The organism is Microbacterium sp. PAMC22086, assembly GCF_019443525.1.
Taxonomy (GTDB): domain Bacteria; phylum Actinomycetota; class Actinomycetes; order Actinomycetales; family Microbacteriaceae; genus Microbacterium; species Microbacterium maritypicum.
Map to the genome: position 1 here is coordinate 1,157,038 of NZ_CP080380.1, position 20,737 is coordinate 1,177,774.

Annotated in this window: 20 protein-coding genes and 1 tRNA gene; 16 read left to right on the top strand and 5 right to left on the bottom strand. The window is 67.3% G+C overall.

The annotated features are described in order from the left end of the window. Window positions 1–33 precede the first annotated feature (33 nt). From KY497_RS05720 to cydC, 5 genes are read left to right on the top strand one after another with little or no spacing between them, the layout of a single operon-like run. Window positions 34–750 (top strand): metalloregulator ArsR/SmtB family transcription factor, encoded by a 717-nt coding sequence (locus KY497_RS05720; RefSeq protein WP_141387932.1) that lies wholly within the window; start codon window positions 34–36, stop codon window positions 748–750. Continuing rightward, window positions 737–2,152, top strand: coding sequence for a cytochrome ubiquinol oxidase subunit I (locus KY497_RS05725; RefSeq protein ID WP_055865967.1), 1,416 nt, complete (start codon window positions 737–739; stop codon window positions 2,150–2,152). The genes KY497_RS05720 and KY497_RS05725 overlap by 14 nt, the downstream gene beginning before the upstream one ends. Before the next feature lie 14 nt (window positions 2,153–2,166). Then, complete coding sequence (gene cydB / locus KY497_RS05730; RefSeq protein WP_219870043.1) at window positions 2,167–3,195, top strand: cytochrome d ubiquinol oxidase subunit II; 1,029 nt, start codon at window positions 2,167–2,169, stop codon at window positions 3,193–3,195. Next, window positions 3,192–4,862: a thiol reductant ABC exporter subunit CydD gene (cydD, locus tag KY497_RS05735; RefSeq protein WP_219870044.1), complete on the top strand. Its 1,671-nt coding sequence runs from the start codon at window positions 3,192–3,194 to the stop codon at window positions 4,860–4,862. Before cydB ends, cydD begins: the two co-directional genes overlap by 4 nt. Then, entirely contained in the window at window positions 4,859–6,550 is a 1,692-nt protein-coding gene (gene cydC / locus KY497_RS05740; protein ID WP_141387938.1) for a thiol reductant ABC exporter subunit CydC, read from the top strand. Before cydD ends, cydC begins: the two co-directional genes overlap by 4 nt. 22 nt (window positions 6,551–6,572) lie before the next feature. Here the strand turns inward: cydC and KY497_RS05745 are convergent, their stop codons facing one another. Then, window positions 6,573–7,349 (bottom strand): hypothetical protein, encoded by a 777-nt coding sequence (locus KY497_RS05745; protein WP_308813132.1) that lies wholly within the window; start codon window positions 7,347–7,349, stop codon window positions 6,573–6,575. Between the two features lie 133 nt (window positions 7,350–7,482). Between KY497_RS05745 and KY497_RS05750 the strand changes: the two genes are divergently transcribed. From KY497_RS05750 to KY497_RS05775, 6 genes are all read left to right on the top strand, one after another. Further along, the gene (locus tag KY497_RS05750) at window positions 7,483–8,529 is read left to right on the top strand and encodes a hypothetical protein (RefSeq protein WP_219870046.1); all 1,047 of its coding nucleotides are present in this window, start codon (window positions 7,483–7,485) and stop codon (window positions 8,527–8,529) included. Between the two features lie 51 nt (window positions 8,530–8,580). After that, window positions 8,581–8,671: transfer RNA gene (locus KY497_RS05755), tRNA-Ser, on the top strand. A 585-nt stretch (window positions 8,672–9,256) separates the two neighbouring features. Further along, window positions 9,257–10,000, top strand: a complete 744-nt coding sequence (locus KY497_RS05760) for a hypothetical protein (RefSeq protein ID WP_219870047.1) — start codon at window positions 9,257–9,259, stop codon at window positions 9,998–10,000. Window positions 10,001–10,146: 146 nt separating this feature from the next. Further along, window positions 10,147–11,193, top strand: a complete 1,047-nt coding sequence (locus KY497_RS05765; protein ID WP_258185926.1) for a peptidoglycan-binding domain-containing protein — start codon at window positions 10,147–10,149, stop codon at window positions 11,191–11,193. A gap of 21 nt (window positions 11,194–11,214) precedes the next feature. Then, on the top strand, window positions 11,215–11,865 hold the full coding sequence (locus KY497_RS05770; RefSeq protein WP_141387741.1) for an ABC transporter ATP-binding protein: 651 nt from the start codon (window positions 11,215–11,217) through the stop codon (window positions 11,863–11,865). Beyond that, window positions 11,862–12,956 carry an ABC transporter permease gene (locus tag KY497_RS05775; protein WP_141387739.1) on the top strand — a complete coding sequence of 365 codons (1,095 nt, stop codon included), beginning with the start codon at window positions 11,862–11,864 and terminating at the stop codon, window positions 12,954–12,956. Before KY497_RS05770 ends, KY497_RS05775 begins: the two co-directional genes overlap by 4 nt. A 39-nt stretch (window positions 12,957–12,995) precedes the next feature. Here the strand turns inward: KY497_RS05775 and KY497_RS05780 are convergent, their stop codons facing one another. Further along, window positions 12,996–13,937, bottom strand: a complete 942-nt coding sequence (locus KY497_RS05780; protein ID WP_219870049.1) for a LysR family transcriptional regulator — start codon at window positions 13,935–13,937, stop codon at window positions 12,996–12,998. Between the two features lie 125 nt (window positions 13,938–14,062). Here KY497_RS05780 and KY497_RS05785 point away from each other — a divergent pair, with 125 nt between their 5' ends. The 5 genes from KY497_RS05785 to KY497_RS05805 all read left to right on the top strand — a co-directional run bounded on the left by KY497_RS05785 (window position 14,063) and on the right by KY497_RS05805 (window position 18,813). Next, window positions 14,063–15,067: a DUF1852 domain-containing protein gene (locus KY497_RS05785; protein WP_141387735.1), complete on the top strand. Its 1,005-nt coding sequence runs from the start codon at window positions 14,063–14,065 to the stop codon at window positions 15,065–15,067. Window positions 15,068–15,087: 20 nt separating this feature from the next. After that, complete coding sequence (locus tag KY497_RS05790) at window positions 15,088–16,125, top strand: methionine synthase (protein ID WP_219870050.1); 1,038 nt, start codon at window positions 15,088–15,090, stop codon at window positions 16,123–16,125. 96 nt (window positions 16,126–16,221) lie between these two features. Beyond that, window positions 16,222–16,518 carry a hypothetical protein gene (locus tag KY497_RS05795; protein ID WP_218681916.1) on the top strand — a complete coding sequence of 99 codons (297 nt, stop codon included), beginning with the start codon at window positions 16,222–16,224 and terminating at the stop codon, window positions 16,516–16,518. Window positions 16,519–16,532: 14 nt separating this feature from the next. Beyond that, window positions 16,533–18,206 (top strand): hypothetical protein, encoded by a 1,674-nt coding sequence (locus tag KY497_RS05800; RefSeq protein WP_219870051.1) that lies wholly within the window; start codon window positions 16,533–16,535, stop codon window positions 18,204–18,206. Between the two features lie 34 nt (window positions 18,207–18,240). After that, entirely contained in the window at window positions 18,241–18,813 is a 573-nt protein-coding gene (locus KY497_RS05805) for a hypothetical protein (protein ID WP_219870052.1), read from the top strand. A gap of 31 nt (window positions 18,814–18,844) precedes the next feature. On the opposite strand, the gene KY497_RS05810 is transcribed toward KY497_RS05805, so the two are convergent. From KY497_RS05810 to KY497_RS05820, 3 genes are all read right to left on the bottom strand, one after another. Next, entirely contained in the window at window positions 18,845–18,985 is a 141-nt protein-coding gene (locus KY497_RS05810; protein WP_164743714.1) for a hypothetical protein, read from the bottom strand. A gap of 120 nt (window positions 18,986–19,105) precedes the next feature. Further along, window positions 19,106–19,381, bottom strand: a complete 276-nt coding sequence (locus KY497_RS05815; protein ID WP_307723093.1) for a hypothetical protein — start codon at window positions 19,379–19,381, stop codon at window positions 19,106–19,108. Window positions 19,382–19,571: 190 nt separating this feature from the next. Then, window positions 19,572–20,642, bottom strand: a complete 1,071-nt coding sequence (locus KY497_RS05820; protein ID WP_141387724.1) for a hypothetical protein — start codon at window positions 20,640–20,642, stop codon at window positions 19,572–19,574. Window positions 20,643–20,737 lie beyond the last annotated feature (95 nt).

Sequence of the window (20,737 nt, forward strand, 5' to 3'; positions counted from 1 at the left end):
TGCAAACTCGCAGTCTCGCGGGATACTAGGTTCATGGCCAACGGCGGGCCCGTTTGCGGGCCGATCTCGAGCTACTCCCGGGTGCAGATCCTGCACTTGCTCTTCGAAGCGGGAAGTTCGCAGACCCGAGGCGAGCTCTCCATCACCGAGCTGTGCGAGGCCACGGGGCTGCACCCCAACACGGTCCGCGAGCACCTGGGGCGCTTGATCGAGGGCGGCTACGTGATCCCGACGATCGAGCATCGCACCACGCGGGGCCGGCCGCGCACGCTGTACAGCGCCGCGACCGGAGCGCCGGGCGCCTCCAGCCCCGTCGCCCGCGACAAGGCCAAGGCCGCTGCGCGCCGCGGAGACCTGATGCGGAGCATGCTTCCCGATGTGGCATCCGGTCTCGGCCGAGACGCCACCTACCAGCTCGACGCGCTCGTGGAGCACCTGGAGGAGAGCGGCTTCGAGCCCGTGCTCGACGACCAGCGGCTCACGGTCGACCTCAGCCCCTGCCCGCACGCCGCCGGACGCTCGGAAGATCGTCCGATGCTGTGCCGTGTGCACCTCGAACTCATGCAAGGCGTCCTCAAAGAGGCAGGCGGACCACTCGAAGCCGAGTGCGTTCGCGATGCCGTCCTCGCCTCGGACTGCACCGTGCAGCTGCGCGACACCACCGCGTCGCTGATCGAGGGAACGGAGCCGCCGCGTCACCGCACGACGCCGCAGCACCACAGAACAGGAGTCGCGCATGGAATGGCTTGATCCGCTCGCTCTCGCCCGATGGCAATTCGGGCTGACGACCGTCTACCACTACCTCTTCGTGCCGTTGACGATCGGCATGGCGCTGGTCGCCGCGATCTTCCAGACCGCGTGGGTGCGCACCGCCAAGGTGCAGTACCTGCATCTGACCCGCTTCTTCGGCAAGATCTTCCTCATCAACTTCGCCATGGGCGTCGTCACCGGCATCGTGCAGGAGTTCCAGTTCGGCATGAACTGGTCGGACTACTCCCGCTTCGTCGGCGACGTGTTCGGCGCACCGCTCGCCTTCGAGGGTCTGCTGGCCTTCTTCTTCGAGGCGACCTTCATCGGGCTGTGGATCTTCGGCTGGGACAAGCTCCCGCAGAAGCTGCACCTCGCCACGATCTGGTGCGTCTCGATCGGCAGCATCCTGTCGGCGTACTTCATCATCGCCGCCAACGCGTTCATGCAGAACCCCGTGGGCTACACGTTCAACGAGGCGACGAACCGTGCGGAGCTGACCGACTTCTGGGCACTGCTGACCAACCCGGTCGCGCTCGCCGCGTTCCCGCACACGATCTTCGGCGCGTTCATGTTCGCGGCCGGTGTCGTGATCTCGGTCTCGGCCTGGCACCTCTCGCGCGGCCAGCACTTCGACACCATGCGCATCTCGCTCAAGTTCGGGCTGTGGGCCATGATCGTGTCGACCGCCGGCGTGGTGCTCACGGGCGACCAGCTCGGACTCGCGATGTACGCCGCGCAGCCGATGAAGATGGCCGCCGCCGAGGCGACGTTCAACACGGTGTGCGGGCCGGATGCCTCGTTCAGCATCTTCACGCTCGGCACACCGGACGGCAGCTCGGAGCTGTTCTCCATCCGCGTGCCGTATCTGCTCTCGCTGCTGTCGACCCACACGCTCGACGCGTGCGTGCACGGCATCAACGACCTGAACGCCGAGTACGCCCAGACGTACGCCTCCACCGGTCTGACCGACTTCGCCCCGATCCTGTGGATCACGTACTGGGCGTTCCGCTGGATGATCGGCCTCGGCATCGCCGCAGCGCTCGTGGCCGTCGCCGGTCTCTGGGTCACCCGCAAGGGCGCCAAGAAGCCTGTCGCCCCGTGGATGTGGAAGGTCGCGATCTGGTCGTTCCCGCTCGCGCTGGCCGCCAACATCATGGGCTGGGTCTTCACCGAGATGGGAAGGCAACCCTGGATCGTGTTCGGGCTGATGACCACGCAGGACGGTGTCTCGCCGGGCGTCAGCGGGCTCGAGGTGCTGATATCGCTCATCTCGTTCACCGCGATCTACGCGGCGCTCGCCGTCGTCGAGATCCGTCTCATCATCCGGGCCGCGCAGAAGGGGCCCGACACCGAAGAGAAGCCGCATGACGAGACGGCCCAGCTGCCGTCGGTCGTCTACTGAGAGGGAGGAGCATCATGGATCTCGCAACGCTCTGGTTCTTCATCGTCGCCTTCTTCTTCGTGGGCTACTTCGTCCTCGACGGGTTCGACTTCGGCGTCGGCATGTCACTGCCGTTCCTCGGCAAGGACGACGTCTCGCGCCGCCAGGTCATCAACACGATCGGTCCGGTCTGGGATCTCAACGAGACCTGGGTCATCGTCGCCGGCGCCGTGCTGTTCGCGTCGTTCCCCGAGTGGTACGCCACGCTGTTCAGCGGGTTCTACCTGCCGCTGCTGCTGATCCTGCTCGCACTGATCCTGCGCGGGGTGTCGTTCGAATACCGGCACCAGCGCGACAGCGTGAAGTGGAAGGCCGGCTTCGACCGGATGATCGTGATCGGCTCGGTCGTCCCCGCGCTGCTGTGGGGTGTCGCGTTCGGCAACATCGTGCAGGGAGTGGCGATCGACGAGAATCACATCTACGTGGGTGGCTTCTTCGCACTGCTGAACCCGTACGCGCTGCTGGTCGGCGTCACCACGCTGCTGCTGTTCTTCCTGCACGGCGTGCTGTTCGTGGCGCTCAAGACCGACGGACAGGTGCACGAGGACGCACGGAACCTGGCGAAGAAGGCCGCGATTCCCACGATCCTCGTCGCGGCCGCAACCGTGATCTGGACGGTGTTCATCGCGAGGGGCCGTGAGGCTCCGCTGCTCTGGCTGGTCATCGGCACCGGGGCGCTCGCGGCGGTCAGCCTGATCGCGGCGGTCGGATTCTCGCTCGTCCGACGCGACGGGTGGGCGTTCTTCTCCGGCATCCTCACGGTGCTGTTCGCCGTGGTCATGCTCTTCTCCGCCCTGTTCCCGTACGTGATGCCCTCGACGATCGACCCGGCGTACAGCCTCACGATCGCGAATGCGTCGAGCACGCCGTACACGCTGCAGATCATGAGTTGGACGGCCCTGATAGCGATGCCGCTCGTGCTCGCGTACCAGGCCTGGACGTACTGGGTCTTCCGCAAGCGCGTCACCCGGAAGTCGATCGAGGGGGCTCCGGCGCACGCGTGAAACCCGTCGATCCCCGACTGCTGCGCTACGCGGGTGCCGCGAGGGTCTTCCTCGCGGCATCCGCGTTGATCGGCGTCATCCAGACGGCGGTCACGATCGCGTTCGCCTGGCTGCTGACCGACGCGATCACCGGTGCGATCGCGGGGCGCGACGTCACCTCGTCGCTGCTCTGGCTGCTGCTGGCGGCGCTCCTGCGCGGACTGCTGATCGCCGCGTCCGACGCGGCAGGCACACGCGCAGCCGCGAAGACCGGGATGCAGCTGCGTTCGGCGCTCGTCGCGGCGGTCGGGAAGCTGGGCCCGGGGTGGCTGGCACAGCGGAATCAGACCGAGCTCGCGGTCACCGCAGGTCACGGGCTCGAGGCGCTCGACGCCTACTTCGCCCGGTACATCCCGCAACTGGTGCTGACCGTGATCGCGACGCCGGTGCTGGTCGCGGTGATGTGGTGGCAGGACTGGCCGAGCGGTCTCACCGCGGTGATCACCCTGCCGCTGATCCCCATCTTCCTGATCCTGATCGGGATGGCGACGCGCACGGTGCAGACGCACCAGTGGCAGACGCTCCAGCGCCTGGCCGCGCGCTTCGCCGACACGGTGCAGGGACTGTCGACGCTGCGACTGTTCGGACGCGATCGCCGCGCGGCCGATCGCATCGAGGTCACGGCCGACCAGTACCGCCGCGAGACCATGAAGGTGCTGCGGTTCTCGTTCCTGTCGGGCTTCGCGATGGAGCTGCTGGCCTCGATCGCCGTGGCTCTGATCGCGGTGTCGGTGGGGTTCCGACTTCTCTCCGGTGACCTGACGCTCGAGGTGGGGCTGTTCGTGCTGCTGCTCGCGCCCGAGGCATTCCTGCCGATCCGACAGGTGGGCGTGCAGTTCCACGCGGCGTCCGAAGGGGTCGCCGCGACCGAGGACGTCTTCGACGTGCTCGACGCCGCGGGGGAGCGCTCGGGGGAGAGCGCACGGATGCAGGAGCGTTCGACGGATGCAGGAGGAATCGCCGTCGGAACCTCCGACATCCGGGAATCGGTCCTGCATGTGGACCACACGGATGAGGGAAGCCTCGTGGTCGCGGGGCTGCGCGTGCGCGACCTGCCGCCCGTGTCGTTCATGGCCGCGCCGGGGACCATCACCGTCATCGAAGGGCCGAGCGGGTCGGGAAAGTCGTCGCTGCTCGCGGCTCTCCGCGGCGCGGTCGAGTTCGAGGGGACGGCCGCCTTCGCGGGGAAGGATGTGCGAGGGCTCGCGCCGTCGGCATGGCTCGCGTGGGCGGGGCAGGCTCCCGGTCTGACGCGGGGGACCGTGGCGGCGAACGTCGCGCTCGGCGACCCGGTCCCCGACGCCGACCGGACCCGCGTCGCCCTCGACGACGCCTGCGCCGAGACCGTCGACGCCGATCTCGAGCTCGGTGTGCAGGGAGCGGGGCTCTCGGGCGGGCAGGCCCAGCGCGTGGCCGTGGCCAGGGCGCTGTACCGCCAGGCATCCGCCACCGACCGTGTGCTCGCACTCGATGAGCCCTCGAGCGCGCTCGACCCCGAGACCGAGTACCGGTTGTGGCGCTCGCTGCGACGGAGGGCCGATGCCGGAGCCATGATCCTCCTCGTCTCGCACCGTCGCACCGCACGGGAGATCGCGGATCAGATCGTGGAGCTGGGGGTGAGCGCATGACCGCACGCCGCGCCGCAGCCGACGCCGTACACCCGCGCACCCACCGGGTCCGCGACATCCTCCGCCTCGCGCAGCCCCCTGTCGGGCGCTTCGTGCCCGGTCTCATCTGGGGTCTGCTGTCGGCCGCTGCCGCCGTGAGTCTGCTCGCGGTCAGCGGCTGGCTGATCGTGAGCGCCTCGATCGTCGACTCGCTCGTGCCGCTGTCGGTCGCCGTCGTGGGGGTGCGCTTCTTCGCGGTCTCGCGCGCAGTCACCCGCTACCTCGAGCGACTGAGCGGACACGATGCCGCGCTGCGTCAGCTCGCCTCGACCCGCGCCGACATGGTGCGCCGGTTGATCCCGCTGTCTCCGGCCGGCCTCGGCTCGACGGATCGTGGTCGGGTGCTCACGGCGCTCGTCGACGACGTCGAGAATCTGCAGAACCTGCCGCTGCGCGTGGTGCAGCCGCTCGGGGTCGCGGCCCTCGTCGCCGTCGGGGCCGTCGGCTTCGTGGCGTTCGTCTCGCCCCCGGCCGCGCTCACCCTTGCCGTGTGCCTGCTCGTCGCCGCAGCCGCCGCGATCGGTCTCGGCTGGGTCTTCGGCTCCCGCGCCGAGGTGCTGGTCTCGGCGCGCCGCGCCGACCTCTCCGCCGCTCTCGTCGACTACTTCGGCAGCCTCGACGTGCTCATCGCGTACGGAGCAGAGGAGCAGGCGCGCGCGCGGATCAGCACAGCGGATGCCGCACTGAGAAAGGTCGTCGACCGCGCCTCGCTCGCGCAGGCGATCGCCGCCGGTGTGGTCTCCGCGGTCGCCGGGGCCGCCTCGGTCTGGGCGCTCGCAGCCGCGGCTCCCGGACTCGTCGACGGGTCGATCGACGGCCCGTGGCTGGCGGTGGCCGTGCTCGTGCCGATGGTGGTCTTCGAGATCTTCGGTGCGGTGCCGATCGCTGCCGCATCGTGGCGGAGTGTGCGCTCCAGCGCCGAGCGCATCGTCGACGTGCTGCCGGAGCGGATGCCGGACGAGCTGCGTTCCGACGCCGGCGACGACATCGAGATCGACGGCACCCCCACCGTGCGTCTGCGCGGCGTCCGGGCGAACTGGCCCGGCGGTGCCCCGGCCCTGAAGGAGATCGATCTCGACCTCCGTCCCGGGGAGCGGGTGTTGGTCACCGGCCCCAGCGGAGCGGGCAAGAGCTCACTGGCCGCGGCCCTCGTCGGCTTCCTGCGCGTGGAGGGCGAGTATCTGGTCGATGGGCGCGATGCTGCGGAGCTCTCGGGGCCGGCGCTGCGTCGGGTGATCGGGCTGTGCGAGCAGAGTCCGCAGCTGTTCGACGAGGACATCCGCCAGAACCTGCTCTTCGCCCGGGACAGCGCCACGGACGAGGAACTGCTGGATGTGCTCGACCGGGTCGGTCTCGGCACCTGGGTGCGTGAGCGCGGAGGTCTGGACGAACGGGTCGGCGACCGCGGCGCGCTGGTGTCCGGCGGCCAGGCGCAGCGGATCTCTCTCGCCAGGGCGCTGCTGCGTGGGTTCCCCGTGCTGGTGCTCGATGAGCCGACGGCCGGGGTGGATCCGGAGGCGTCGGATGCGCTGCTGCGCGACCTACTGCAGGCCGCCGGCGATCAGACGGTGCTGCTGATCTCGCACGTCGCGCCCCCGGCGGGAACCGTCGGACGCACGGTGCGGATCGAGGGCGGCCGCACGGTCTGAGGGTGTTCGCTTCTGCGACGCCTCAAGCGTTCATGTCGACGGGCGGTTCCATCACGATGCCCTGCGCTTCGAACGCGCGACGGCGCTCCTCGATGCGCCGGTGCAGCTCGACCTGGGCGGCGTCGACGAACTGTGCGTCGAGGTCGACCGTGGGCGGGTGCGGGTCGCCGTGGTTCGCGGCGATGTACGCGTCGAGCTCCGGGCCGCTGGTCCAGGACGTGATGAGGGCGTAGCGCGGCGCCGTGCCGCGGTGCCAGACCGCGTGCCAGAAGCGCTGGGTGTCGACGATGATGCGGGATCCGGCGCGCAGGGGCAGGCGGATCTCGGTCGCCGGGTCGAAGCGGTCGGCGCGCAGGATCAGCATCGACTCGGTGTCGTCGGAGAGGTTGAAGAACCCGCGGACCACCCAGCCGGTGCCCTCTTCATTGAGGCGGTTGTTGTCGTCCTGGTGCAGGTTGTAGATCGCGTCGGCGTACTCGTTCGGCTGCAGCTCGATCACGCGGCAGCGACCGATGCCGGCACCAGGCTCCTGGGCGCGGCGCTGGAGGGTGGGGGCGATCGCGACCTGCGAGTCGACCCACACACCATCCTTGTCGGCGCGCGGCGGCGTGTGGTTCCAGAAGCCGTTGCAGTCCACGTCGCCCGCATAGCTGGTGAGAGGTGCGAAGCGCGTGACGCCGGAAGAGCGCCAGCCGACGTATTCGAGGGCGAGCCACTCGGCGGGATCGGTGGCGGAGGTGTGGTCGTCGAGCACGACGTAGCCGGTCTCGGCCAGCGCGTCGGACGTGATGAAGCCCATGAAGATTGCCCTTCCCGTCATCGCTGCCCCCACAGGCGGCGGGTTATTAGGCCATCCTAACTCGAATACCCCCGGTGTGAGCGGAGCCGCCGCCGGGGAAAAGCCCGTTGGGGTGCGTCGATATTCTGAGGACATGACTCAGCCCCAGGGTGCCCTTCTCGTGGGCAGCGTGAACTACGACGACGCCGAGACCACGATCCGCACCGCTGGGGACCTGCTCGGCACGCGACTGCGCCGCATCCCCGACGGCGAGGTCGGCAAGCGGTTCCACTGGATCATGTTCCAGCCCGACGTGATCGGCCGGGCCGAGGGCATCGAGCGCATCGGCGAGGAACCCATCCCGTTCCCCGCCGGCATCGACGCCCGCGGTCTGCGCATCGGCGAAGGGGTGGATGCCGCGAGCATCGAGCTGCCTCCGCTCGGCTATGCCGCTGCCGCGATCGAGTCGTATGCCGTGTTCACTCGCCTGCGGTCCGAGGGGGCGGTGCCCGCCGGTGTGCGGTTCCAGGTGTCGCTGCCGACGCCGCTCGCCGTGATCTCCTCCTTCTTCCACGGCGACGACCGGGCCGCGATCGAGCCCGTCTACACTGCGGCGATCCTCCGTGACCTCGACGAGATCGCGGCCGCCATCCCACACGAAGACCTCTCGGTGCAGTGGGACGTCGCCAGCGAGATGGGCATCATCGAGCGTGCGGCCGGCTACGGATCGGTCATGGAGGCGTGGTGGCCCGGTGACCCGTTCGACGGCCTCGTCTCGCGCCTGGTCGCACTGGTCGACGCGGTGCCTGCCGACGTCGAGGTGGGTGTGCACCTCTGCTACGGCGACGCGGGGGAGAAGCACTTCTTCGAGCCGCGGGATGCCGGGAATCTCGTCCGCTACGCGAACGCCGTGGTGGCCGTATCCGATCGTCCGCTCACCTGGCTGCACCTGCCGGTGCCGATCGACCATGACGATGAGGCCTACTTCGCACCGCTCGCAGGCCTCGCCCCGGTCGACGAGCTCTACCTGGGACTCGTGCATCGGGAGGACGGCGCGGAAGGTGCCGCCCGCCGCATCGCCGCCGCGATCCCGTTCGCCCCCGAGTTCGGCGTCGCGACCGAGTGTGGAATCGGCCGTGCGCCCGCCGGTTCGACCGAGGGCATCCTGCGCACGCACGCCGAGATCGCCGCCGCCTGGTGACGCGCGGCTCTCGATTCGCGTGCAGGCCCCACGTCGCGTAAGCTATTCCGCGGTGACGTGTCCGAGCGGCCGAAGGTGCAACTCTCGAAAAGTTGTGTAGGGTAACCCCCTACCGTGGGTTCAAATCCCACCGTCACCGCCAGGGAAACCCCCTCCTCGTGAGGGGTTTTTTCCGTTTCTGGGTGGGTGACCTCTCGGCTCGGGTGCCGCGGCGGCTTCTGCCGGCGGGACCCACCGGCGATCGGTCTTGTTCACTCTCTTCGGTGCCGCGTGGTGTGAATTTCGCAAGGTAGAAGATGGCTTTCAAAGGCTCTGTCGGGCGGGACGATACCCCGACATTCAGTAACGCACAAGGAAAACACGTCCTTTGCATGCGTTTGTCCCCCTTATGGCGGACAAACGCGCTCAAATCTTGTCGGCCATTTGGGGGACAAATGCAATCGCGGCTCGATGAGAGCCGCGCGCTGGTTGCGCATCGGGGGCGGATGCTCCGCCCGATGGCTGGTTCACACGAGCGCAGCTGATGTGTTACCGTGCTCGGAATCAAGGACCGTCACTGAATCAAAGGAGAAAAAGTGACACATTTCTCTATACCAAGACGAGGGTATTCAAGGACCTGGAAAAGGGTCGGAGCGCTCTGTGCAGGGGTAGGTCTGAGCTTCGCGATGCTCCTCGGTGGAGCGGCGGCCGCGAATGCAAGTAGTAACTGGGAGATCGGAACAGCGTCGTGTTCAGGTTCTCAGTTCTCATTCTCGTCCGCGACTTCCACAAAGAGCGTCACGCATTATCACGAGATTCCCGGCGAGTGGTAGAGATCCACGAAGCCCTCCGGGTACAGCAATTTCTACGGATGGCGAGGACAAGGCCCCGTCTGGGTCGAGATCTCGTCCAGCGTCAACATGGCCTCGCATCTCATCGGATGCCGCACTTGAGAGGCTCGAACCTCGTTGCCGCCAGCCTGTTCATCACGCTGGCGGCAACACTCGTCTCTTGTTCATCAGCGACAGACGCGTCATCTGGAGCCGGTGCAGACCCCGAGTCCTTCAGTCTGTCTCCCGCGGCAGACACCGTGTATCAGTGTCTCCGGGATCGTGGCTGGGACGTGACGATCAACTGGGACGGCGGAATCGAGGCGAACAGCAGTCAGGTTCCCTCGGGCCAGCAGGATCTCTACGTGTCGGATGAGAAGGAGTGCTGGGCTCTCATCGACGACAGGATCGAACGCATGGATTCTGAGGCCATCGCCGATGTCTACAAACAGGAGCTGGCGACGAGGGAGTGCCTCATCGATCACGGCTTCGACGTCGATCCCGCGCCGAGCGAGCAGCAGTACATCGACAGCTTTCACGACGAGAGGTGGATGGCGTACGGTGCGTCCACTCTGACGACGACGCCGATCGGCGAGTCCGAGTTTCGAGAGGTATCCGAAAAATGTCCGCAACCGGCGTGGTCGCTGGGCGCATCTGAGTAACGTCATAGCTGCTCCCCGTCCGATTTCGTGCGATCCGTTCCCGGTCGTCGCGGTGGGCAGGGCGTGGGAATGCGGGGCGGACGATCGAGAGGTGCGGCAATCCAATGAGTGTTGACCGGCGAGGGCGCCGTTTGTCCTGGAGGCTGGTGCTGGGAGGTCTCGTCTTGCTGGTCGTGGGGGCGGCGTGCGCGTGGGCGACGATGACGGTGCTGCGACCCGCCGACGATCCACTGGCGTCGACCGAGCACACCTATGTCGAGGTCACGCGGGGAAAGGTGGGCGCGTCGATCTCGCTGAACACCATCGCCGAATGGAGCCAGGTGCCGGCGGGGTCCAATCACGCATCGGGGATCGTCACCAGCATAGGAATCGAGCCGGGGGCCGAAGTCTCTCACGGTTCCGTGCTCTACTCGGTCGATCTGCGACCGGTCGCTGTCGCCCAAGGGGAGGTGCCGATGTTCCGGCAGATCGGCGCCGGCGTCGCGGGGGCGGACGTGCGGCAGTTGCAGGAGATGCTCGCCGCGTTGGGGTACTACGACAGCGCGTTCGATGGCAGAGCAGAGGCAGGGACGATCGCGGCGATCAAACGCTGGCAGAAGTCTTCGGGGCTGTCGGAAAGCGGTGTCGTGGAGCAGGGCGATCTGATCTTCGTCTCACGGTTGCCGGCCCGGCTCGCCTTGAACTCCGAGTCCATACACCGTGGCGCCAGCCTCTCGGGCGGCGAGGAGGCGGTTCTCGGTCTGCCGGCTGCACCCCGATTCTGGGTGCCGGTGTCCGAGGGGCAGGCCGCGATGATCACTGCCGGCACCGTGATCGAGGTGACCTCTCCAGATGGACAGACCTGGCGAGGTGTCGCCGGCGAGCAGGAGCGCGACGCCGACGGCGGAGCGATCTCGATTGCTGTGACTGGTCCCGATGGGACGGTGCTGTGCGGCGATGCTTGCGGGCAGGTCCCGGTCTCGGGCCAGACGACACTCCTGTCGAACGTGGTGACGGTCGAGCAGGTCGAGGGCCTGTTGGTGCCGTCGTCCGCACTCGTCACGATGGCCGATGCCGGGACCGCCGTGATCGGTGAGGATGGAAAGCGGATCCCCGTCGAGGTACGGACCTCCGCGAAGGGTATGTCGGTGGTCTCCGGCGTCGATGAAGGCATCCGCGTACGAGTTCCCGCAAAGGATGAGTCCGGGGAATGACGGGAGTACAGGACGTGGCTGATGGGAAGAGATGATGTCCTGTTGGAGGCCCGCGATATCACCTTCGGGTATTCCCGTGGACAGGCCGTGCTGGATGAGTGGTCGGCGCGATTCAGGGTGGGATGCGTAACGGCGCTCACCGGCCCCTCGGGACGAGGTAAGTCGACGCTCCTCTACCTGCTCGGCCTCATGCTGGACCCATCCAGTGGTGAAGTGCTGTTTGGCGGGCGGAACGTCGTCGGTCTGCCGGACGCGGAACGCGCTCGATTGCGTTCTCACCAGTTCGGCTTCGTCTTCCAGGACGCGGCTTTGGACGCCACTCGCTCTGTCCTCGACAACGTCACCGAAACTGCGCTCTACAGGAGGGAGCCTCGAAAAGAGGCCGAGCGGCGGGCTTCGCAGCTCTTGGACCGGTTCGGAGTGGACGTGCCGGCGCATCGCAAGCCGGGGCAGGTTTCTGGAGGGCAGGCCCAGCGAATCGCCCTGTGTAGAGCCCTTTTGTCTGAGCCTGCGATATTGCTCGCAGACGAACCGACGGGAAACCTCGATCCCACCACGAGTTCTCTCGTCATCGATGCACTGCGCATGCACGCCTCCGCCGGGAACACCGTGATCGTCGTCACCCATTCCCCTGAGGTCGCAGCGGCGAGCGACGTGGAGATCCGACTGTGATCGGCTCCGTGATCCGCGAGGCGACAGCTTCCGCACGATCGCAACCGGTCGCGTCCATCGTCACGATCATGATGGTGGTCGGGATGGTCCTCGCTGTGATGCTCACCACAGGACGCACCGTCGGTGCTGAGCAGCAGGTGCTCGGATCCATCGATTCTGCCGGCACGCGCTCCATCGTCGTGCGTGCCGATGCGGGCGCGGGCGTCACGAGCAGCGTTCTCGATCGTATCGATCGTATCGAGGGCATCGAATGGTCGGCAGGATTCTCGTCGGCAGTCGATGCCACCAATAGCGCCATCGTCGATGGATTGCGCGTACCGGTGCGGTTCGCGTATGGCGATCAGCTCGACCGGCTCGGAGTTCCCGAAGACTCCCCGATTCCCGGCGGGCTCGCCTGGGCGTCCGGTCCCGCACTCGAACAGCTCGGTATGCCGGACCGATCCGGGGGGATTACCCTGACCAGCGGGGCCTCGTACGGAATCGGCGGACGCCTCGATGTGCCCGATTTTCTGCGCCCACTCGAGCCCGTCGTCCTCGTTCCTCAACCTGAGGCGAGCGGCGACGAGGCGATCGGCGTCTTGGTGATTATTGCCGAGAGCCCAGAGTTGGTCTCGCCCGTCAGTAAAGCAGCACTGTCAGTGCTTGCCGCCGCCGATCCGACGAAAGTCACGGTGCAGACCAGCGAAGCACTCGCGCAACTGCGGGGGCTCATCGAAGGTCAACTCGGGAGTTTCTCGCGTGGGTTGGTGCTCGCGTTGCTCGCGCTTACCGGGATGCTCGTCGCGATACTGCTGTACGGCCTCGTCATGATGCGCCGGAAGGACTTCGGCCGGCGACGAGCGCTCGGCGCGAGCCGCGCTCTGATCATCGGACTTCTCCTCACCCAGACGGTCATCCTCGCAGCCGTCGGTATCGTCATCGGCACGATCGTCTCGTTCCTCGTCCTGGCAGCCACAGGGGACCCCTGGCCGGGATTCACCTTCACCGTGGCACTCGGTGTCCTCACGATGGTCACAGCGCTCATCGCCGCGCTTGTTCCAGCCACGATCGCCAGCCGCCGAGAGCCGATACGCGAACTCCGCGTGCCCTGACCGGATTGAGAACCGATGCAGCTGTCGACGCCGACGACCTCAGCCGAGCAGCTCCACCCCGAAACCGGAGACGACCGTGCGCAGTTCGGCGAGGTAGCGCTGCGCCTGCTCGGTGAGGGGGATCGCCGCGTGGCCGATCCAGCCGATCTCGATGTTCTCGTCGACGTCGAGCGGGATGGCGACGATCTCGGGATCGAGGTCATCGCTGATGATGCCTGTCGAGATGGTGTATCCGTCGAGCCCGATCATCAGGTTGAAGATGGTCGCGCGGTCGGAGACGCGGATGTCCCGCGGGCTGGAGAGGGTGGAGAGGATCTCCTCGGCGAAGTAGAAGGAGTTGTTCGCGCCCTGGTCGAAGGTGAGCCTCGGCACGTCGGCGAGATCGGCGAGGGTCACGCGCTCTCGAGCGGCGAGGGGGTTCTTGCGGGAGATGAAGATGTGCGGTTCCGCGACGAAGAGCGGATGGAACGCGAGACCGGAGTCGCGGAGCAACTTGTCGATGACGTTGCGGTTGAAGTCGCTCCGGTAGAGGATCCCCAGCTCGCTGCGGAGGGTCCGGACGTCTTCGATGATGTCCCACGTGCGCGTCTCGCGCAGCGAGAACTCGTACTCCGCCGCCGAGGTCGCCTTCACCATCCGCACCAGCGCGTCGACCGCGAACGAGTAGTGCTGGGTCGACACTCCGAGCAGTCGTCGCGACGGCGGTCGGCCGAGGTAGCGCTGTTCGAGGAGCGCCACCTGCTCGACGACCTGCCTGGCATATCCGAGGAACTCCACCCCGTCGGTGGTGAGCGTCACGCCGCGGGCGGAGCGGAGGAGGAGCATGCGCCCCACTCTGCTCTCGAGGTCCTTCATCGCGGCGGACATGGTGGGCTGCGCGACGTAGAGCAGATCGGCGGCGGCGCTGATCGAGCCCTCCGCGGCGACCTCGATGTAGTAGGTGAGCTGCTGCAGCGTGATGCCGCTCGAACGCTTGACCATAGCTTCAGCCTATGGCACGGCATAGTCGCGGCGCATTACTCGATAGGGCTGCTCGCACCGCACCATGGAGGTATCCCCTTTCGCGAGGCCGAGCCCGGCCGATCAGCTCATCGATTGGCACCCTCATGGCACACGAGTTCACCTTCCGCATCACGACGACCCGCTTCGACGAGGACTACTCACCGTCGGACAACTCCCGCATCACCACGAACTTCGCCAACCTGGCGCGGGGGGAGCATCGACAGCAGAATCTCCGCAACGCCCTGACGATGATCGACCGTCGGTTCAACGATCTGGCGCACTGGGACAACCCGGACCGGGACCGCTACAGCGTCGAACTCGAGATCGTCTCGGTGGCGGTGCAGTTCGCCGCGGAGGGCGAGGACCAGGAGTTCCCGCTGCTCGAGGTCCTGGACATCCATGTCCTCGACCGTCTCACCGGGTCGCGCAGCCACGGCATCGTGGGGAACAACTTCTCGTCCTACATCCGCGACTTCGACTTCAGCGTGCGACTGCCGGCGGCCAGCGAGGCCGCAGGAGGGTTCAGCGTTCCCGCCGACTTCGGCGAGCTGCACGGCAAGCTGTTCCAGCACTTCCTCGACTCGGAGGCCTATCAGGAGCGCTTCACCGTGTCGCCCGTGATCTGCATCAGCGTCTCGACGAGCAAGACCTACCGTCGCACCGAGAACCACCACCCGATCCTCGGTGTCGAGTACGAGCAGAAGGACCCCTCGCTGACCGACGAGTACTTCGGCAAGATGGGCCTCTCCGTCCGGTACTTCATGCCGCGCGGCAGCGTCGCGCCGTTGGCGTTCTACTTCCGCGGCGATCTGCTCGGCGACTACACGAACCTCCAGCTCATCGGCACGATCAGCACGATGGAGACGTTCCAGAAGATCTACCGGCCCGAGATCTACAACGCGAACTCGGAAGCCGCGAGCATCTACCGGCCGACCCTGGAGCAGCAGGATTACTCGGTGACCAAGATCGCCTACGACCGCGACGAGCGCAGTCGGCTCGCGACCGAGCAGGGGCAGTATGCCGACGCGCATCTCATGAAGCCGCACGGTGCCTTGCTCGAGCAGTGGGCCGCCGACTACTCCGACGCGTGCCTGGTCCCCGTCGGATGACCAACGGAGAATCACCGATCATGCACACACTCCTTCCCACCTCGATCGTCGGCAGTCTTCCGAAGCCGTCGTGGCTGGCCGAGCCGGAAACGCTCTGGTCTCCGTGGAAACTGCAGGGCGACGCCCTGGTTGAGGGCACGCAGGATGCGCTCCGCATCGCCGTTCAGGAGCAGCGCCAGGCCGGCATCGACATCATCAGCGACGGGGAGCAGACGCGCCAGCACTTCGTCACGACGTTCATCGAGCATCTCTCCGGCGTCGACTTCGACCAGCGGGAGACCGTGCGGATCCGCGACCGGTACGACGCCAGCGTGCCGACGGTCGTCGGCGCCGTGAGCCGCGAGAAGCCCGTGTTCGTCGAAGACGCGAAGTTCCTCCGCCAGCAGACTGATCAGCCCATCAAGTGGGCACTGCCCGGCCCGATGACGATGATCGACACCCTCTACGATCGCCACTACAAGAGCCGCGAGAAGCTGGCCTGGGAGTTCGCGACGATCCTCAATCAAGAGGCGAAGGAGCTCGAGGCGGCCGGGGTGGACATCATCCAGTTCGACGAGCCGGCGTTCAACGTCTTCTTCGACGACGTGCAGGACTGGGGCGTGGCAATGCTCGAGCGGGCGGCCGAGGGATTGCGCGCGGAGACCGTGGTGCACATCTGCTACGGCTACGGGATCAAGGCGAACACGGACTGGAAGGCGACTCTCGGCTCGGAATGGCGGCAGTACGAGAAGTTCTTCCCGCTGCTGCAGCAGTCCAGCATCGACATCGTCTCGCTGGAGAGCCACCACTCGCACGTTCCGCTGGACCTGATCGAGCTCATCCGGGGCAAGAAGGTCATGCTCGGAGCCATCGATGTGGCAAGCCACACGATCGAGACCCCGGAGGAGGTCGCCGACACCCTCAGGAACGCGCTCCGCTTCGTCGACGCCGACAAGCTCATCCCGAGCACGAACTGCGGCTTGGCGCCGTTGTCACGTGACCTCGCACGCGGCAAGCTGCGAGCGCTCAGCGCGGGCGCTGCTCTGCTTCGCGAGGAGCTCACCGCCGCCGGGGCCTGATCTACCGGGTCGGATCTCGACGGGTGCACGTCGATCCCCGATCGAGACCCGGCGCCGACACGAGATGCGGCACGCGGGAGCGCGTATTCTCAGACCATGGGAACTCTCGAGTACAACAGCTCTCGTCCTCCGATCGAGGTCGATGATGCGACGTTGGCGCACCTGAAGATCGTGATCGGCACGAAGCTCCGCCGTCACGAGAGCTTCATGATGACCTGGCTGCCCGAGGAGAAGAACCCCGCCGGCCGACTCACCATCTGGATGCATCCGGCGATCGCGCTGATCCTCGCGTTCGACGGTTCGAGGATGCCGGAGATCGACACGAAGCGGATCGAGCGCATGATGGAGAACCTCAACGCCCGCGGAGAACTCGTCCTCGACCAGCTCGGATAGGCGACATCAGCGAGGTGTCAGGGGTCTTCCGCGCGTCGGGGATCCGTCGTTCCCTCGGCCGATCCGCGCTCGCGCTCGTCGTCGGTCTCTTCGTCGGTGCCGCGAGCATCGCCGGCATCGCCGACGCCCCCGCGCTCGCCGCGGAACCCGCCCCCACGGTCACGGACATCTCGGTGGCTCTGTATGAGGCGTCGAATCCGCTGGTCCCGTCGGCTGCCCTGCCCTTCCTCGCCGTCACGTTGACCGTGGAGCGGGAACTCCCGAACGCCGGCGACACCTTCGAAGTGCGCGCGCCCGCCGGTGCCAGGGTCGTCTTGAGCGAAGATGCGTCGATCGTGGATGCGTCGGGAGCGGCCCTCGTCGACGTCGTCGTGACCGCCCACGGCGCCGACGGCGACACGATGACCGGAACGTTCACCGAGGCCGCCGCGAACAGCAGGAAGGTGAGCGGCACGTTCACGTTCTTCCTCCAGGTCGTCGGCAGCGGGATCCTCGCCGCCGGGGGAGGGATCTACCACGCCGAGTTCGCCGCGGACGGTGCGCGTCACACCGTCGACGTCGCCTACGGGGTGTCCATCGACCTGTTCCAGCACGTCGGTGGGCACTGGGTCCACGGTGCGACGCCCTCCTCGGTCGGGAGGTTCGTCGTCCAGACGAAGGCGGAGGGCGATTCCGCGCTCGCCGCACGGGGCGGACAGTGGGTGACCGCGAGCGCCGACCCGAGCCCTCCGTTCAGCGGATCGACACCGGACTGCGACGCCGTGCAGCTGCGCGAGTTCGCCGCAGACCCCGGACCCGTGAACATCCCCGTCAGCGGCGGCACCGTTCTCGTCGCCGGCTCCGACTACATCCTCGACTGCGACGATTCCCTCGATGGTGTCCCGGTCGTGAGCGCCACGATCCCGAACCCGATCGATGGTGCCTTCTATCTGCTCTCGTCCCCGCGCGAGGTCACGGATGCCGTCACCTACCTCCCCGCCGACAACCCCGCGGTGCCGGAGGCCGGTCGGTTCGTGGGGCTGTTCAACACCATCGGCAGCGTCTCGGATGCACTCCACGATCCTTCGGGATCGACCCAGACGTCGACCCTGCTGATGTACACGGGGCCAAGCGCAGGCATCGGCGTCACCGAGGCGGCGTCGCCGCGACTCGACCTCGACACGACCGCATCGCCGGCTGAGGGCACGTCGCTGCGGCCGGGTGACCGGGTCGGCTACGAGTTCACGCTCACGAACAGCGGGAACGTACCGCTGACGGATGCGACCCTCACCGCCAACCTGGCATCGCTGCTGCGGGCGGCTCGCATCGATCGTCCGATCGGCGCGACCACGGGCGTCGCCGTTGTCGAGGGCGACGTGCTGCGCTGGACGGGAGCGATCGCGCCCGGAGACAGCGTGACCGTGTCGTTCTCCGCCCTGGTGATCACGGGCGGCGCAGCGATCGTCGTCGACGTGGAGGCCGCGAGCCCTGATGCTCATGGCGGCGCCGTGCCGGTGGAGCGTCAGACGCTCACGCGCGAGGTCGTCGCTCTCCCGCCTCCGGCTGCCGCACAGGGCAACCAGACACTTCCCGCAGAGCTCGCCCGCTCCGGCGGGGGCGGCCCCGGGCTCGTCGCGTTCGGAATCGCGCTCGCGTCGGCCGGTGCGATGCTCCTCGTCCGGAGGCGTGCGCGCCACCCGCTCGCCTGAGATCGGCGGGGACCGCGCTCCCTATAGTGGGGGCATGCACCGGCGCTCCGCTCTGATCCTCAGCCTTTCCGCCCTCCTCGTCTTGACGGGGTGCGCCACCGGCGCCGGTGACGATGCCGCAGCCCCGACCAGCGAACCCACCGCATCTCCGAGTGTCGAGACCTCAGGAGACGATGCCGCCGCGGAGCAGCAGGCGCAGGCGTGGCTGGACGCGGCCGTGGTGCCACCGGGAGCCGTGCGCGTGGCGGACAGCCCCACCTCGTTCAACTCGTATCAGGGGTGGCCGTGCCGGCCGGTCGCCGAGATCGAGGGCTACTGGACCCTCGCCGACTCCACAGTGGCGGGGGCTGCCAACTGGCTGCGGGAGAACCCCACGGCAGACCTCGTCAGCACGGCGGGGGGCTCACCGTGGGAGGAGGACCCGAACCTCGACGGCGTGCTCGTGGGCTACATCCCGGCCGATGAGTCGCAGCAGGGCATCGTCTACACCGTCTCGAAGGCGGAGTCGGGCGTCGCGATCCGCGCAGAGGTCGCCGCCCTCAGCGCGTCCGCGACATGTCCGTCCCTCGCCCCCGGGGAGATGTGGGGAAAGCCCGGACAGGGCTGACCCGCCACTGCGTCTCCCGTCCGCGGGACCGCTACGGCAGATCGGCGACGTCGAGACCTTCGTCGTCGTCTTCCTCATCGTCGTCGGAGTCATCGGTCGAGGGCATGTCGGGATCGATCCCCTCGGCCTCGACCTCGGGGGTGTCGCCGTCGTGGTTCTGCGGGTCTGACATCAGATTCTCCGATCGATGGATGTGGTGATCGATCAGTCTCGCCTCTGCGAGACGCACCCGCCTGCCCGTTGACAGGCGGGCGCGTCCACCCGGAGAATTCCGTCTGCGCGTGAGCCGCCGTCAGGCGGTGGCGAGGGGTGGCAGGTGCGGGATCGGGATCGGACGACCCGCGCGGCGGGGCGCGTAGAAGCGCTGCACGTCTTCCAGCACATCGGCTGCGGACATGTAGGAGCTCGCGAGCGGGAGGTCGCGCAACCAGACGACCTCGACCTCGACGGCATCGACTTGATAGACGCAGGCGACCGTGCGCCGTGAGTCATCCTGGGCATAGCGGTGATCGAGGATCAGCCACTCGGTATCGGTGATCTTCCTCAGCTCGAATCGGGGATCGGGCATCGTGAACATCTCAACACTCCAATCGGTTGGCCGGTATCGGCTGCCGAGGAGCGCACCACCCCCGGGCGGTGCCGGTCGGGCATCCGCGCGGTCAACGGGCGCTCTTCAGCCCGCCAGAACTCAGCAGAATTGTACGTCGGAGCCGATATATTGCTCAACTCGTCCCGCGGTCGCGCAGCGATCGGGAACGCTATGCGGGAGGGATGCAGACCGACGTCGACGTCAGGTGGATCAGCCCATCGAGGCTCGAGGTGTCCTTGATGCCCACGCGTGCCACCGGAAGGCTCTCGCTGTAGCGGATGTCCTCCTGCATCGCCCGGTCCTTCGCATAGCCAGCCTGGTCCCACACCGCCAGAATCCGTTCCAGAGATCGGCTGTTGTCGTCGGTGCGGAACGCGATCTGCACTTCGCGCTGCGTGCCGGGGCCTTCCGTGCAGGGTGTCGACGACAAGGGCAGCGAGGAAGAGTCCAACGGCGCACCCGAGGCATCGACGACCACTCCCGCAGCGGCGTCGAACGACGCGCCGATCATCTCCCTCATCGCGCCGTCGACGTTCTCCACCGTCAACTTCTCCGTTTCGGGGGAGGGGATCGGCGGGTACGGAGCCTGATCGGCGCTCCTCGCTGTGTGCAGCCCGCACTGCGGCGAGCGGTCGTCGAGAACCGGCAGCGAGAGCGACGTGCCGGAACCGGCCGTGACCCCCGTGCTCGCGACAGGGCGGTTGACGGCGTAGGAGACGGTCAGCATGCCGCGCTCTTCGGTCACGGCGTAGCCGCCCATCGAGAACGGCTGGTGCCCGTTGTCACCGGATGACCACCCGACCTGAGTGACGATGAACGCCCCGTCCTGCCGGTACACCGTGCCGCTCGATCCCATGAGAAACGAGCGCTCGACGACCACGTACCCGGTGTCGCAGCCCCTGTGCAGTACGGGCGTCACGTTCGCGTCGACGGTGAAGACCGCAGCGAGCGCAGCGAGGGCCCCGGCGCACGTGGCCAGCACGACGCCGATGACCTTCAGCGGCAGCATCCTCCGCGGCGCTTCGATGCTCCACAGGCCGACGCCGAGGGAGCCGAAAGCCAGGAGTACAGACAGAGTGAGAAGACTGAGCTCGTCGAGCGGTCCGATCAGGACGGATGCCGCCCCCGAGGAGGCAGAAGACACCGCCACGACCCAGAAGACGACGGCCGTGGCGCAGGCGAAGACACCGCCGGCGATCCACGTGATGGTCCGCCGAGGGGGAGGCGGGGGTGGAGTCACGTGGGAAGCCTATGCGGCAACGGGCGTCGAGCACTGGAATCCCCAGCCGACTCTCGGCTCTCCGACTCTCGGCGGGGGCGCCGCGGAACCGCTCC